Origin of the sequence: Ensifer sp. Root142 (assembly GCF_001426785.1) — a bacterium.
Classification (GTDB): domain Bacteria; phylum Pseudomonadota; class Alphaproteobacteria; order Rhizobiales; family Rhizobiaceae; genus Ensifer; species Ensifer canadensis.
The window spans coordinates 149,640-162,577 of sequence record NZ_LMFK01000002.1 but is presented as its reverse complement, the minus strand read 5'-3'; the positions used below and the strand labels follow the sequence as shown (position 1 = coordinate 162,577).

The 12,938-nt window shown below is 57.3% G+C and carries 13 protein-coding genes and 2 pseudogenes; 11 read left to right on the top strand and 4 right to left on the bottom strand.

Translation table 11 applies throughout. The features are described from left to right. Positions 1-47 precede the first annotated feature (47 nt). Positions 48-1,061 carry an SIS domain-containing protein gene (locus ASD52_RS05660; RefSeq protein WP_057223544.1) on the bottom strand — a complete coding sequence of 338 codons (1,014 nt, stop codon included), beginning with the start codon at positions 1,059-1,061 and terminating at the stop codon, positions 48-50. A gap of 208 nt (positions 1,062-1,269) precedes the next feature. Here ASD52_RS05660 and ASD52_RS05655 point away from each other — a divergent pair, with 208 nt between their 5' ends. From ASD52_RS05655 to ASD52_RS05645, 4 genes and pseudogenes are all read left to right on the top strand, one after another. After that, complete coding sequence (locus tag ASD52_RS05655; protein ID WP_057218601.1) at positions 1,270-2,001, top strand: GntR family transcriptional regulator; 732 nt, start codon at positions 1,270-1,272, stop codon at positions 1,999-2,001. A 43-nt stretch (positions 2,002-2,044) separates the two neighbouring features. Further along, positions 2,045-2,256 (top strand): annotated as a pseudogene (locus ASD52_RS36910) (GSU2403 family nucleotidyltransferase fold protein); the annotation flags it as partial. Between the two features lie 110 nt (positions 2,257-2,366). Continuing rightward, a complete protein-coding gene (locus tag ASD52_RS05650; protein WP_057223693.1) occupies positions 2,367-2,624 on the top strand; it encodes a CopG family ribbon-helix-helix protein in 258 nt (85 codons plus the stop codon). Beyond that, a complete protein-coding gene (locus tag ASD52_RS05645; RefSeq protein WP_057221664.1) occupies positions 2,624-2,866 on the top strand; it encodes a type II toxin-antitoxin system RelE/ParE family toxin in 243 nt (80 codons plus the stop codon). Before ASD52_RS05650 ends, ASD52_RS05645 begins: the two co-directional genes overlap by 1 nt. A gap of 78 nt (positions 2,867-2,944) precedes the next feature. On the opposite strand, the gene ASD52_RS05640 is transcribed toward ASD52_RS05645, so the two are convergent. Next, complete coding sequence (locus ASD52_RS05640) at positions 2,945-3,172, bottom strand: hypothetical protein (RefSeq protein WP_057221663.1); 228 nt, start codon at positions 3,170-3,172, stop codon at positions 2,945-2,947. 248 nt (positions 3,173-3,420) lie between these two features. Between ASD52_RS05640 and ASD52_RS05635 the strand changes: the two genes are divergently transcribed. Both ASD52_RS05635 and ASD52_RS05630 read left to right on the top strand, forming a co-directional pair. Further along, positions 3,421-5,250 carry an ATP-binding cassette domain-containing protein gene (locus tag ASD52_RS05635; protein WP_063991810.1) on the top strand — a complete coding sequence of 610 codons (1,830 nt, stop codon included), beginning with the start codon at positions 3,421-3,423 and terminating at the stop codon, positions 5,248-5,250. A gap of 239 nt (positions 5,251-5,489) precedes the next feature. Next, the gene (locus tag ASD52_RS05630; protein ID WP_156408516.1) at positions 5,490-5,744 is read left to right on the top strand and encodes a hypothetical protein; all 255 of its coding nucleotides are present in this window, start codon (positions 5,490-5,492) and stop codon (positions 5,742-5,744) included. Between the two features lie 275 nt (positions 5,745-6,019). Here the strand turns inward: ASD52_RS05630 and ASD52_RS05625 are convergent, their stop codons facing one another. Further along, positions 6,020-6,664: a TetR/AcrR family transcriptional regulator gene (locus tag ASD52_RS05625; protein WP_057221661.1), complete on the bottom strand. Its 645-nt coding sequence runs from the start codon at positions 6,662-6,664 to the stop codon at positions 6,020-6,022. 88 nt (positions 6,665-6,752) lie between these two features. Between ASD52_RS05625 and ASD52_RS05620 the strand changes: the two genes are divergently transcribed. Beyond that, positions 6,753-7,436 carry a hypothetical protein gene (locus ASD52_RS05620; protein ID WP_057221660.1) on the top strand — a complete coding sequence of 228 codons (684 nt, stop codon included), beginning with the start codon at positions 6,753-6,755 and terminating at the stop codon, positions 7,434-7,436. Positions 7,437-7,683: 247 nt separating this feature from the next. After that, positions 7,684-7,845: pseudogene (locus ASD52_RS36905) on the top strand (Hsp20/alpha crystallin family protein); the annotation flags it as partial. A gap of 199 nt (positions 7,846-8,044) precedes the next feature. Here ASD52_RS36905 and ASD52_RS05610 read toward each other — a convergent pair. Next, positions 8,045-8,863: a class I SAM-dependent methyltransferase gene (locus ASD52_RS05610; RefSeq protein ID WP_057221658.1), complete on the bottom strand. Its 819-nt coding sequence runs from the start codon at positions 8,861-8,863 to the stop codon at positions 8,045-8,047. Between the two features lie 108 nt (positions 8,864-8,971). Here ASD52_RS05610 and ASD52_RS05605 point away from each other — a divergent pair, with 108 nt between their 5' ends. From ASD52_RS05605 to ASD52_RS05595, 3 genes are read left to right on the top strand one after another with little or no spacing between them, the layout of a single operon-like run. Continuing rightward, complete coding sequence (locus tag ASD52_RS05605) at positions 8,972-10,102, top strand: ABC transporter substrate-binding protein (RefSeq protein WP_057223543.1); 1,131 nt, start codon at positions 8,972-8,974, stop codon at positions 10,100-10,102. Positions 10,103-10,105: 3 nt separating this feature from the next. Further along, complete coding sequence (locus ASD52_RS05600; RefSeq protein ID WP_057221656.1) at positions 10,106-11,170, top strand: iron ABC transporter permease; 1,065 nt, start codon at positions 10,106-10,108, stop codon at positions 11,168-11,170. After that, a complete protein-coding gene (locus ASD52_RS05595) occupies positions 11,164-11,916 on the top strand; it encodes an ABC transporter ATP-binding protein (protein ID WP_057221655.1) in 753 nt (250 codons plus the stop codon). Before ASD52_RS05600 ends, ASD52_RS05595 begins: the two co-directional genes overlap by 7 nt. Positions 11,917-12,938 lie beyond the last annotated feature (1,022 nt).

Genomic DNA, 12,938 nt, shown 5'->3' with positions numbered 1-12,938 from the left:
CGATGATGCGTGTTCGCAGCTCCGGATTATAGCGTCAAGCAGCTATATCAGTAGGCGACGCGCTTGTAGTAGCGCCTTGTCGTGAGAGGATGATTGCGCAGGACTTCAAGATGGGCGCTGATGCGCTCCAGCACAGTCGCCATCAGCACCGGCGACACCAGCGCCCGCACATCGGCCGAAACGCCGGGCAGTTCGAACTCGGCAGTGTCGAGAACGGTAAGCTTGTCGGTGTAGCCCGGCGCAAAGTTCTGGACGCGTTCGGCAAGCGGGCGTGCCGCATCCTCGCCCTTGAAGAGAATGACACTGACGCCCTTTTCGACGAGTTCGAGCGTGCCATGGAAAAAATCGGACGCGTGCACGGGACGGGTGCGGATCCACTGCATCTCCTCGAGGATACACATACCGTAATAGAACGCTTCCGGCCAGACGTTCCCGGCGCCGGTAATGATGTGGTAGTCCGAGGCGGCGAGGACTTTGGCAAAGGCCTCTGCCTTGGGCTCATAGGCTCGCTTCACCTCCAGTAGCAGCGCCGGCATGCGGGAGAGCTGGCTGACGATCTCGGCGTGGTTTTCGATCTCGTCACGATGGTTCAGGATCGCGAGCGCAATGAACAGCGACTGCAGATAGAAAGATTCGCAGGACGTGTCGTCCTCGGCAAAGTTGACGAAGACGTGGTCCCCGCCCTTGCCGAGCGGTGTCTCCTGATGGCCGACCAGGGTAATAACGGTCGCGCCGATTTCCTTCAGCCTGGAGAGAAGGGCTACACTTTCCTTCGTCGTCCCGGAAAGCGACGGCATGACGACAATCGACTTGTCCGTCAGCTGCGCCGAGCCTGCGAGCACCAGTTCCGCCGGCATGTCTATGAAGGTGGGAAAGCGCGAGCGCCGTTGCAGCAACTGAGCTGCGGGCTGCATCAGTATCGCCGCGCCGCCGGTGCCGAGGAAGAAAATGTTCTCTGCGCCCGCCGAAAGACTGGATACGATCACGGTTTCCAGGCGGCTCTGCAGTGCGATTGCCCCGGATTGGATACGCAGAAATCTCTGTTCGTCAAAATTCAGCATGGTTCTGTTCTCGGTGTCTACTTGAGATAGTTGTAAGACAACTGACATCATCAGGAATATCTGTCAAGACGGCTTTTCCGCGATCTACGGAAACGCCACGTGAACCGAGGCGGACGCGCTGCCCAAAGCGGGGCCTTCGTACACTTGACCGGCAAGGATTTGTCAGACAAGAACGATTGAACGATTAACAACGACATGAGGCGTTTAAGTGCAGGAGCCCCTTCGCGACTCGCGCACCCTGGCCATTCAGCTTCGCGACCGGATTGCCGATCTCATCCGGTTGGAGGGGCTGAAACCCGGGGACAAGCTGCCCACAGAAGCGCAGCTCACGCAGCGTTTCAAAATTTCCCGCCCGGCGCTTCGCGAAGCACTGAAGCTGCTCGAACAGGACGACGTCATCTATGTCGAGCACGGTCGCGGCCGTTTCGTTTCGGCGCTCGCGGCCGTGCAGGTCGATCGCCCGATCACGGTCTTCGAGAGCGTCACCGACATGGCGCACCATTACGGTTATACGACCGTCAACAAGGTGCTGTCGATTTCCGAGGAAACACCCGACGCGCGCGTCGCTGATAGCTTGCATCTCCCACCCACCGGTCGCGTGATCCGCATTGAGCGCATCCGTTTGCATGAGGACGAGCCGATCCTCTACTGTATCGACTACGTTCCGCGCAGCATTATCCCGGCGAAGCTCTACGACCTCGACTGGAGCGGATCGCTGATGGACCTGCTCGAGGAATGCGGCAGCCGCCCGCGTATGTCCGCCGCAAGCGTATCCTCCGTCATGCTTCCCGATGACGTCGTCGCGCGCCATGACCTCAGGGATTTCGGGCCAGCCCTGCTCATCACCGAAACCTGCTTCAACGCAGCCGGCATCCCGGTGAACTACGCGATTGACTATCATCGCGGCAGCCATTTCTCCTTTAGCCTGATGCGCAAGTAGGCGCTTTCCGAGAAGGCGTGCCGGCCTCGATGTGGGGCCGTGCGTCGGCGTCCGGGGGCCCGCGACGGCAATGCAGACTGGCGATGCCGACCTGGCTATGGATTTTGCGATCTCACAGGAAGTCGATGACAGTCTGCCTCCGATCTTGGGTGTCCTGGAAGCTGTCGATCCCTCGTTTCGGGCCGTTCCCCATCAGGCCGACAAGGCGCGCGTGTGACCGCATTCGTCAACCGGACCAATTTCCTGACGGGAAACCCGGCGTCGCCGGCTGCCATTAGCGTTAAGATCATCGCACACGAAAACTCTGCAAGAAGGATCGCTTGAACCTTTACGAACAGAGTGGTTCAAATATATTCAAAGTGAACTTGAAAGGTCCGCTCACGGCAGCATTCACAATCCGCGTCCCGGACGAAGTTGCCGACCGTCTAAACCAACTTGCCCAAAAACACGACCGTTCCCGCTCCTACATGGCCGCACAGGCTATTGAAGATTTCGTATCATTCGAAGAGTGGCAGGTTGCGGAAATGGAAGCTGGTATTGCCGAGGCGGACCGAGGTGAATTCGCGAGTGACGACGACGTGGCACGCGTGATCGGCAAATACGTCAAGGCGGCTTCTCGGTAATGAAGCAGAGGCGCATCCGCTGGACCGTGTGGGCGTTGCAGCGGCTTGACGAAATCGGTGCGTACATCGAACATGACGATCCAAATGCTGCTGCACGGGTCGTTGCCCGTCTCGTAGCGTCTGTCGATATGCTAGCAGAGCTGCCGGCAGCTGGACGCATCGGTCGCATCGCAGGCACGCGCGAAATTGTATTATCCGATATTCTTTACATAATCCCTTATCGGGTTCGACAGGACATTTAAATCATTACTATGATGCAGAAGCCGTAAGCGCGCGCATTCATTTCAACGGCCTTCCATTTCCGCGCGTCGCTGTTTGTCCTATCCTTGCGGAGCGAGGCTCGTTCTGATGCCGGCCTCGGCAAAGCGGGTCAACTGCATCTGAGTAGCGTCGTCGGTATAAAGGACGTGAACGGCACGGCCGCTTGCAGTGAGCTTTTTGGCCTGCTCGAAAGCCTCTTCAAAACTGACAGGAATCGCATCGGTGGGGCTGGAGGTGTCGTGCTGTTCCAGGACGTAAAATGTCGAGCTTCTAATATCTCGTGTCATCGGTATTCTCCTTTTAGGCACCAACAGCTCGCGAGCACGATAGTTCCCGACGTCGGTCGTCAAACCCGGCCAGCAGCAGCGGAACCGGCCGGCCTCTCGACTACCGAATTGACAAAGTCTGATCGGCGCCCCAATTCATCAAGATGAGTTTGAGCGAGGTCGTGCGGAGCAACGCACAACGAGCAACAGCACTGGTCAAATGGTCCCTCCGCGGAAAACGCCGACGCCGGAGCAGCCCTGTTTCCTCAATGCGCAGCTTCTGGGGCCTATTGCTGGCTTATTGGCTATCTGAACGGTGGCGCGAGGCCTGGGGCTTAACGTTCCTCATCCTTCTACTCACCGGTTTGTCGGCTCAAGCGAGCGTCTGGTTCGCTTTGACGTCCGGCGAGCTCGTCAATCGGATTGCCAACTTCCACCATCCAACCGTGCCCACCACACCTTCGTCGCTGCTGACTACCGCGGCGACCCTCGCCGCGATCGCGATCACTAGGGATGCGGGATTTACTGCGGTCCGTCACTTCTTTTCGACCACGCTCCATCGGAAATGGCGCCAATGGCTTGACGCACGCTTTAACCAGGCCCTGCTCGATTCCAACCATACCCATTTTCATCTTCAGCAAAACGGGTTCGGGGCGACGACGGGCCAGGACACTTCAACGCCCGACAACATCGATCAGAGGGTACAGGAAGCCATAAAGGGCATGACGGGTGGCGCCATCGGCCTTGGCGTGGGAATCGCCGGCGTTGTGCTATCGCTGGGATTTGTCGGGACAAAACTGATCGAAACCTCGAGCCCCGTCAGGGGAATTGAGTTTCTGGGTAGCTACGGTACCGCCTGTCTGACATTGCTGGCCATCGCGATCTACGTGCCACTCAATACATTTGTCGCAGCCAAGCTCGGCAGTGTGATGCAAGGCCTATCCGTGGGCATTCAGTCCGCAGAGGGGAGTTATCGTGGCGAACTGAACCAATTGTTGCACCGTAGTTTTCATGTTGCAGTTATCAAGGGCGAACCGGCCCAGAGAGCCATCAACGGGCGCCGATATCGCGAGATTGACCAAACTTGGGCGAGCCTTAATCGCGTGACCGCCGGTTACATGGGCTTCGAGCTGGTGCATAACTTCCTAGGATCGCGTATCGTCGCCTATGCGCCCGGACTGATCCCCTATGTCGACAAAACGATCAGCTTGCAGGATTACGTCACCGGCGCCGAGCTGGCGACAGCGCTCATCAACGAATGTTCCTGGTTCATCCATGCGATGCCCGATATTGCGACGTTAAGGGCCGACGCACGCAGAATCACCGAACTTGCGCAAGCGGTCGAAGCGGTTCAGCAGCCGCAGGATTATTATGCTCGCAGCGGTCCCTCAGTTTTCGAATACAAGACCCAGGATGCTGCGCTCGGTTTGACCATCGAGCGGATTGAGCTCCTGCACACGGGTGATGACGAGCCATTCTTGGCCGCTGACCAGCTGCGCTTCGTTCCCGGAGAATGGATTTTAGTCGTGGGAGAATCCGGAAGTGGCAAAACCTCGCTTATCAAGGCGATAAATGGTCTCTGGGCGCACGGCCGCGGCACGATCACGACGCCAGAGACCGGAAAGAGCCTCTATGCCGCACAGGACGTGAAGCTTCAGAGTATTTGCCTGAAGGATCTCATTTGTTTGCCGGACCGGGCTGACGCGCACACCGACGCCTCTGTAGTGGCGGCCTTGGAAGGCGCCGGCCTCGGAGAGTTCGGGGAGGAGCTTTTGAGCGATGGACGCGATGGGCAGAACTGGGACAAACTCCTGTCGGGGGGCGAAAAACAAAAACTCGTCCTTGCGAAAATTCTTCTGCTAAGGCCGGATCTGCTATTCCTTGACGAGGCGACGAGCGCACTTGATGGCCAGGCGGCGCAGTCGTTTCACCAATCGATCAAGGACCATTGTCCAGAGGCGATCGTAGTCGCCGTGATGCACGATACCTCGTCCATCCAGTCAGAAGAAGGAGCGGACTTCTTCGATAGCGTGCTCGCCATCAACGACGGCGTTGCGGAAAGGATAACAATAAATGCCTGGCGTGACGGACAGGGATAGGATCGACACCTTAATGCAGCCACCGGTGGAGCCCTTTGCCGGCACCAGTTTTATATCTTCGAAGAAGCCCCCGGTACGCCCTCGGTTCACACGAGGATTCTAGCCAATGACGGACGGAACAAATTCCGGCGTAGGCAGTTCGATTTTCGAAAGTCGCTGCGCAGACCTTCACCCGCAAAGTTGAAAGATTACCGATGGCACGAAGGATCACAGCCGACAAAGCCCATAAGATGAATCTGATGCTCAGCCACGCCATCACCGCTATACGCGTCAATGAGCAGCTGATCTGTCGCCTCCTTCAGTGGGCTGCGGCGCACAGCCAGGATCCTCATGCCTTCATCGAAAGTGCATTGGAAGCAGCCAGGAGCGACATACGCCGTTCGGCCGACGATGGCAGCACAAACTCGGCGATCGCAACGGGCGAAGCGCTTGAGTATCTTGATGATCTCGCCAACGAGATGAAGCCGCGCCTTTCCAAGTCTAACAGCCAGTAAAGGACAGGATCAGCCTACGGCGCGGCGATTGGGGTTTGATGAGCACCGTTAGGTGCACGAGGCGTCGGGCCGCCGAGTGTCGACTAGGCTACGCGGGTTAGAACTGCGGATTCGCTTGGCACACTACCAAACTGGCCGCATAGCGCTGACCAGTTCCTAAAACGACAGCTATCGGTCTATATCGAGCGGTTGCGGCCGTGGAGCCTTAAACCATCTGGGTCAGCGCAATGCTTGCCTTGACACCGCCTCGGCGTCCGCGACGCGCCACGAGGTCGCTATGGTGCAGTGCCCAACTCTTTGAATAATATAGGTGCGTAAAAATCCACGTATTCTCCAACCCGTGCCGTTACCTCCTCGTCGGTATCGTTCCATGGTGTTTCTAGGCCGATAGCGGCCCTGCGCAAGGGCTCAGCAACAAGAGCAGCAAGGATCATCCGGGCAGATCGGTTGACATCAAATGATGGGACATCGGCTTGGTACTCGCGCAGCCAGTTTGCCACGGCCTGCACTCCTCGCTCGACCCCGTTTCGATTATAAATTTCTGCGAGCCGTTCTCGACCCTCCTTGTCAGCACAGATGAGACGGAAAAGGGCTACAGCTTCCTTGGATAGGGCGATCCGGTAAATCCTGCTCAATAGCGCCCGCAGGCTCCCCGGATCAGGACGCGCCTCGCCCGGCCGGGGATCTCCACTGGTTTGGAGTTGCTCAGTCCAGGACGCTACGATTTTCCCGACTAGTTCCTCACGATTGGTCGCCATAGCGTAAACAGTCTTTTTGGCAACTCCTGCGCTACGCGATACCGCATCGATGCTGAACTTGGCAAATCCCTGGTCAAACAGAAGCTGGGTTGAGGCTTGGAGAATACTGCGTTCCACCTCAAGCCGATTACGGGCCGGACGCCCTCTCGCTCGCTTTGCCAAATCTTGATCTCCTTGACCAACGTCGTACGAACGGTATACCGATTATATTTAGGAAACGACACACGTTTCCTAAATATAGGAGATTGGAATGCAACATGATTTGGAAGCCGCAATCCCTGTCGCACTGCTGCACGCCGACCCAATTAGACTGGAAATGGGGATCGAGCGCTTCGCCTCCGGCACCCTCACGGTCGCCTGCAGAACGGTAATGCCAGGGTGCAATGGAGCGATGCTGGAATGGTGGTTCAAGTATTTTGAAACCGACGAACACCTTCGCTGGTGGCACCCGATTGATCACAAGCGCCATTTCGGCTGGGACGAGCTTTGGAAAAAAGGGGAGAACTATATTGGCGCGACGATCAGGGCGACGGAGTCGTTAGGAGAGGTTCCTCCTGTCAAAGCAACCATCAAATTCCTAAGCCCAGCCGCATACTTCAGTGCCACGGACATCGATCCCGCAAAGCGGGTGGGCGGCGTCTCCGCACTAATCTACGCCGGAATTGGCTTTGGCGATAATGTTGAGATTGACGAGCATGGAATTCCATTAAGCGGCCGGATGATGCACGTCGCACGGGACACGCCCGACGGCCTCGTTCTGCGAAGCAGATTCGTTCTTGGTCTCGATAGCGACAAGGGCGGCCACGCCGTCCCGGACGAAATCGGACTGGGCCTGATGCGCCATTGCCATTCGGAGTTTTCATTCCTCGCGAAGGCACTCCCGTCTGTGTTTTACGGTGATCCAGCAAACCCCAGACCAGCTGACAACTGGTAGGTTGCTCGACTAGGAATAACGCAAGATAGCCGAGCGTCCAAACACCAGGAACGCTCGGCCTTCTGAGATGCCTAGTCGGTGATTGTGTTTTTGAGCACTCCTAGCCTTGTCGACTTCGACAACCTCGCAGGGTTTCTCCCAAAGCGCCGGATTACACTTGGCCGACCGTTGGTGCCACTTGCTGTCACCTGTCGTTAGGAGCGTAAAGCTGTAGCTATATTCGATTTGCCGATGTGGGTGCCCGCTGTCGGATGCCGCTTATGGCCGCTTCGAGCGCCGAATCCCGCTCGGCGTCGACGTCAAGGAAGATCAGGTCGACGCTAGCTTTAAGAACGGCGTGCTGAGCGTAACCTTGCCAAAGACCGATAAGGCGCAGTCGCAGGTCAAGCGCATCGCAATCAAGAGCTGAGCGAATATACGCGCGCGGCAACGCCGCTTGGCGGTTGCCGCGCATACTTCGCCGCGTGCGCGGGCTCGGGATTTCCGGCCTTCGAACGGTAGGTGGACCATCTTTTTTGAATTCTGTGCACCCACTCTCGATGCGGAAGCCGTGCCCTCCACATCTACTCAAGCTCGGCGGCGATCGATGCGTGCTGAGCAGATGACATCTAGAGGTCCCTTAATGGTTTACGGGCGACGATCGCGTATCGGTGTTGCAATCCGCGAGAAAGCCCTTTCAGGTAACTTAAGTGCTTCGATTGGGCACGATGGATTGCCTTCAGATCAGTATCGACGGTTACGTTCGCAAACCCGGAATTCTGGATCAGGGCAGCAACATCCGCAGCGCGCGCGCCTTCTGAGAAATGCACCTGCGACAGGATGCGGTTGTGAATTTCGGCCATGCCCACCGGCGCGGGGACCTGGTCCGCTTTCGTCAATCCCAACTGCTGGAGCAATTCTGCTGCTGTCTTCACGACACGCTCCGCCATACTGAGGTTGACGAAGTCACCATCAACGACAAGCAAGGTTCCGCCGGGCTTCAAGACCCTCAACCATTCCGCAAATGCCTGCCTCGGATCGACGAGTGTCCAAACGAGATGACGTGTTACCACGACATCATAGCTTTCATCCGGCTCCATGGTATTTTCAGCATCGGCGATGCGAAACTCAATCGCTCGTCCACGCGTCTTCGCCTTTGCCCGGGCCCGTTCCAGCATCGGCTCTGCCCAATCAAGGCCTGTGACCTTGTAACCTAAATCGTCCATGAGATGCGATATGACCCCAGTGCCGCACGCCAGATCCAATGCGTGACGTCCTTCTCCTCGAGCGAGGTGCCTGATGATCAAATTGTGCCAGGCCTGGCGTTCCTCTTCTGAAAAGATCTCATGTCCGGGCGATTGATCGAAAGTCGCCGCACGCGCCGACCAATAGGTTTTAATCTCGTCCCGCAGCCCAAAATTGTGGCCCGCAGCCGCTCCTGTGTTCATCCTGCTCGATCCTGATTGCATGAGATTAAAATGGTTCTAATAGATATAACTTGACTGTTAAAGTCATAAAATAATACAGGCATCGCAGTTTCCACGGAGTGAAATTCGATGCGCATTAAAGCCAAAGCAGCCGCACTTGCAATGGGTCTACTTGCCACCGCTACCTGGCCGGCTTTCGCCGACAAGATTACCATCAAGGACGTGACCGGACGCGACGTCGAAGTTGAAGCTCCGGTCAAGAACATGATTCTCGGCGAAGGCCGGCAGATCTATTTCCTTGCTGCGCTCGACAGGCAAGCTCCGTTCGAACACGTTGTAGGCTGGCGCGACGACCTGCCGAAAGCCGACCCTGAATCCTACGAAGCCTATCTGGCAAAATACCCGGAAATCGCCAAGCTGCCGACGTTTGGCGGCATGAAGGACGGGACCTTCGACATCGAACAAGCCGTCGCGCTTAAGCCCGACGTGATCCTCATGAACGTCGACGCCAAGACTGCCACGGAAGAAGCTGGTTACATCAAAAAGCTCGGCAAGGTCGGCATCCCACTGGTCTATGTCGACTTCCGTGAAAAGCCGATGGAAAACACCGAGCCGAGCATGCGCATCATGGGCAAGCTGATGGGCAAGGAAACAATCGCCGAAGACTTCATCAAGTTCCGCGCCGACAGCATCGAGCGGGTCACGGGCGTGCTGGCGAAGGCCGACGCGAAGAAACCGCTGGTGTTCGTCGAGCGTGCCGGTGGATATTCCGATGATTGCTGCATGTCGTTTGGCAACGAGAATTTCGGCAAGATGGTCGAGATCGCCGGTGGCATCAACATCGCAAAGGACATCATCCCCGGCACCTTCGGTACGGTCAATCCGGAGCAGGTGATTGCCTCCAATCCGGACCAGATCATCATTACCGGCGGCAACTGGGACAAGTATGTTCCAGGGGGTGCCTGGGTCGGTGTCGGCTACGGCGCCGATCTGAAGGAAGCCCATCGCAAGCTTGAAGCGCTGACCAAGCGTCCAGCCTTTACCGGCGTCAAGGCTGTCGCGGCCGGCAATGTCCACGCCATCTGGCATCAGTTCTATAACAATCCGTATCAGTTCGTTGCAATCCAGGAGATCGCCAAGTGGCTGCATCCGGAACTGTTTGCCGACCTTGACCCCGAAGCGACATTCAAGGAACTGCACGCGCGCTTCCTGCCGCTCGATTACAAGCCGGGATACTTCGTCTCGCTCAAGGATGAATGATCCATGGCGATCGAGGCTGCGACCACCGAGTCAACGGGACGCGATCTATATCGCGCCCTCGCTTTTCGCCGAATTGCCATCTTGAGCTTGCTTGTCATTGCATTGTGCTTCAGCATATCGCTCGACATGGCGCTCGGGCCGGCAAATTACCCACTTTCGGACGTCCTGTCGGCAATGCTCGACCCGGCGGCCGTCGCGCAACAGCTGCGCGTCATCGTTTGGGATATCCGCATGCCGATTGCATTGATGGCAGTGACGGTAGGCGCCTCCCTATCGGTTGCGGGCGCCCAAATGCAGACGATCCTTTCCAATCCGCTTGCCAGCCCTTTCACGCTCGGGATTTCCGCTGCAGCCAGTTTCGGAGCTGCGTTGGCATTGGTCGGTGGCGTCGCGCTGTTTCCGGCAGCGATCCAGTACATGGTTCCACTCAATGCCTTCCTGATGGCGATGGTGGCAGCCCTCTTCATCCATTTCGCCTCGACAATGCGCGGCGTCAGCGTCGAAACGATCGTGCTTCTCGGCATTGCGCTTGTCTTCACGTTCAACGCCGCACTTTCCTTGCTGGAATATCTGGCCTCTGAACAGGCGCTTGCAGCGGTGGTGTTCTGGACAATGGGCAGCCTCACCAAGGCGACCTGGCCGAAGGTTTACTTTACTGGGGCCATTCTGGTTGCGATGGTCCCGTTCCTGATGAAGGACGCCTGGGCATTGACGGCGCTTCGTCTCGGCGATGATAAGGCAGCCAGCATGGGCGTGAATGTGCGTCGACTGCGCCTGCAGACGATGATGATCGTCAGCCTGCTTGCTGCCATCCCGGTGTCGTTCGTGGGCACTATTGGCTTTGTCGGCCTGGTCGGACCCCATATCGCCCGCATACTCGTCGGCGAGGACCAGCGCTTCTTCCTGCCGGGCTCGGTTATTTGCGGCGCGCTGCTGCTCTCGGCGACATCGGTCGTCAGTAAGATGATCATCCCTGGTGCGATTTTGCCGATCGGTGTGATCACCGCCCTCATCGGCGTACCGTTCTTCTTCGTCCTGATCTTCAGCAATCGGAGGCGCGCATGGTAGCGCTCGCACTTGATAAAGTCGGCGCCATGTATGGCCGCAGTTCTGTCCTTTCCGGCGTCAGTACCGACATTCTGGAAAAAGGCAGTATGACCGCCGTGATTGGCCCGAACGCTGCGGGCAAGTCGACACTTTTCAAACGCATAGCGTCGCTTATTTCCGGGCCAGGTCTCGTCCATCTGTCTGACACCGAGCGCGCGCAAACGAGCATCTGCTACATGCCGCAGGACACCGGCGCAAACGCTGTCTTGACGGTATATGAATCTATTCTCCTATCTGCAAAGCAAGGCAGCGGCTGGCGCGTTCACAATGACGAGCTCGATGAAATCGACAGCATTTTGAAGGCACTACGGATCGACGCGCTTGCGTTTCGCGGCCTCGGCGAACTTTCCGGCGGACAGCGCCAGTTGGTCTCCCTCGCCCAGGCGCTAATCCGCAAGCCCGAAGTGCTGCTGATGGACGAACCGACCTCGGCTCTTGACCTTCACCGCCAGGTTGACGTGCTGAGTTTTGTTTCCAACCTTGCTCGCCGCAAAGGCATGATCGTTCTCATCGCGCTTCACGACCTCAACCATGCCCTGCGTTATTGCGAAAACACCATCGTCATAGCCAATGGAACAATGGTTGCAAGCGGCAAGACCGCAAGCGTCATCACCACTCCGATGTTGCAGGAAATCTACCAGGTCAATGCCCGCATCGAGAATTGCTCGCAGGGCCGTGCATTGGTGATCGTCGACGGCCCGATCTAGTCCGAGCCGCTGGCAAATGGCAGTGACTTTGGCTTCACGGCGCGTGTGATGGTGCATAGGCCTAAGCGATCACCTTGGGGGCGGAACGGAAGCCGGGTGAGATCGCACTCACCGGCCTGCTTGGTTGCCTTCCGCATGCGACAGGATCGCCTCCGGACCGGGATTTCGTAGAAAGCTGCGGGTGCGCGATTACATCGGGATCTTGCGGGTAACGGGCTTTCGATCGCTCCAGCCATGTAGGCCAGTGAAACGCCGATCGCGCCGGTATTGCAGCCCAGCGTGTGGGCGGCATAGTCAACGTGGGCCGTGTTGCTAGTTCCCTGGCGAAATGAGCGTGCTCGTTGTCGTGATCAGAGGTCGATAGGCTTCGACGCTCCCATCCGCGATGATACGATACATCTTCACCGGCTGGAGCCAATCCAGCGGCGGGCAGTAGGTCATCTTGAAATTACCTTTCGGTGAGCCAGTTGATTGTTCAACTCTGAAGCAAGCGGGAGGCAGCCGTGGATCGCTCCGACAGCTTTCAAATTCAGTGCCCGAGGTGCGGCATGCGCGAGAGACTCACAATCTCGGGCATGGAGACGAGAGAGGTGTTCCAGTGCTTTGTCTGCGGGACCACCCGCAGCTTGCAGAAAGAGGACATTCTGCAGACTTGCCGCGATGCAGCGAGCAAGACGCGGCAAGCGCTTTGAACGCAAAAGGCGACGCGAAAAAAGTCAACCTTACCCGGCTTCGAATTCTCAACGTTTTCAGCCTAGTCCGCCGATCTGTTAATTTGAACGCTCAGACGGAGCTTCAACTGTATCCGTATGAGAAGCGGCCATTTGCGATTCTGTGACGATCAAAGACTGATCGTCGGCCATCTGCACAAGCTCCGGCGCGTCAGACTCCGGTTGCATTATGCAAGCAGATTTGCGATCCTGCGGGGACGGAGGTGTGATCCATTTGCCCGATTGAAATGGCCGCAGAGGCGTTCCGTGAAGTGGTGTTCCTGCGGGGCATCATGTTCGAGGACGGACCGT

What these genes read in the sequence shown, in the direction of transcription:
- ASD52_RS05660 (WP_057223544.1), bottom strand. Translation starts at nt 1,061, where the DNA reads ATGCTGAATTTTGACGAACAGAGATTTCTGCGTATCCAATCCGGGGCA.
- ASD52_RS05645 (WP_057221664.1), top strand. Translation starts at nt 2,624, where the DNA reads ATGAAGCAGAGGCGCATCCGCTGGACCGTGTGGGCGTTGCAGCGGCTT.
- ASD52_RS05640 (WP_057221663.1), bottom strand. Translation starts at nt 3,172, where the DNA reads ATGACACGAGATATTAGAAGCTCGACATTTTACGTCCTGGAACAGCAC.
- ASD52_RS05635 (WP_063991810.1), top strand. Translation starts at nt 3,421, where the DNA reads ATGCGCAGCTTCTGGGGCCTATTGCTGGCTTATTGGCTATCTGAACGG.
- ASD52_RS05630 (WP_156408516.1), top strand. Translation starts at nt 5,490, where the DNA reads ATGCTCAGCCACGCCATCACCGCTATACGCGTCAATGAGCAGCTGATC.
- ASD52_RS05620 (WP_057221660.1), top strand. Translation starts at nt 6,753, where the DNA reads ATGCAACATGATTTGGAAGCCGCAATCCCTGTCGCACTGCTGCACGCC.
- ASD52_RS05610 (WP_057221658.1), bottom strand. Translation starts at nt 8,863, where the DNA reads ATGAACACAGGAGCGGCTGCGGGCCACAATTTTGGGCTGCGGGACGAG.
- ASD52_RS05605 (WP_057223543.1), top strand. Translation starts at nt 8,972, where the DNA reads ATGCGCATTAAAGCCAAAGCAGCCGCACTTGCAATGGGTCTACTTGCC.
- ASD52_RS05600 (WP_057221656.1), top strand. Translation starts at nt 10,106, where the DNA reads ATGGCGATCGAGGCTGCGACCACCGAGTCAACGGGACGCGATCTATAT.
- ASD52_RS05595 (WP_057221655.1), top strand. Translation starts at nt 11,164, where the DNA reads ATGGTAGCGCTCGCACTTGATAAAGTCGGCGCCATGTATGGCCGCAGT.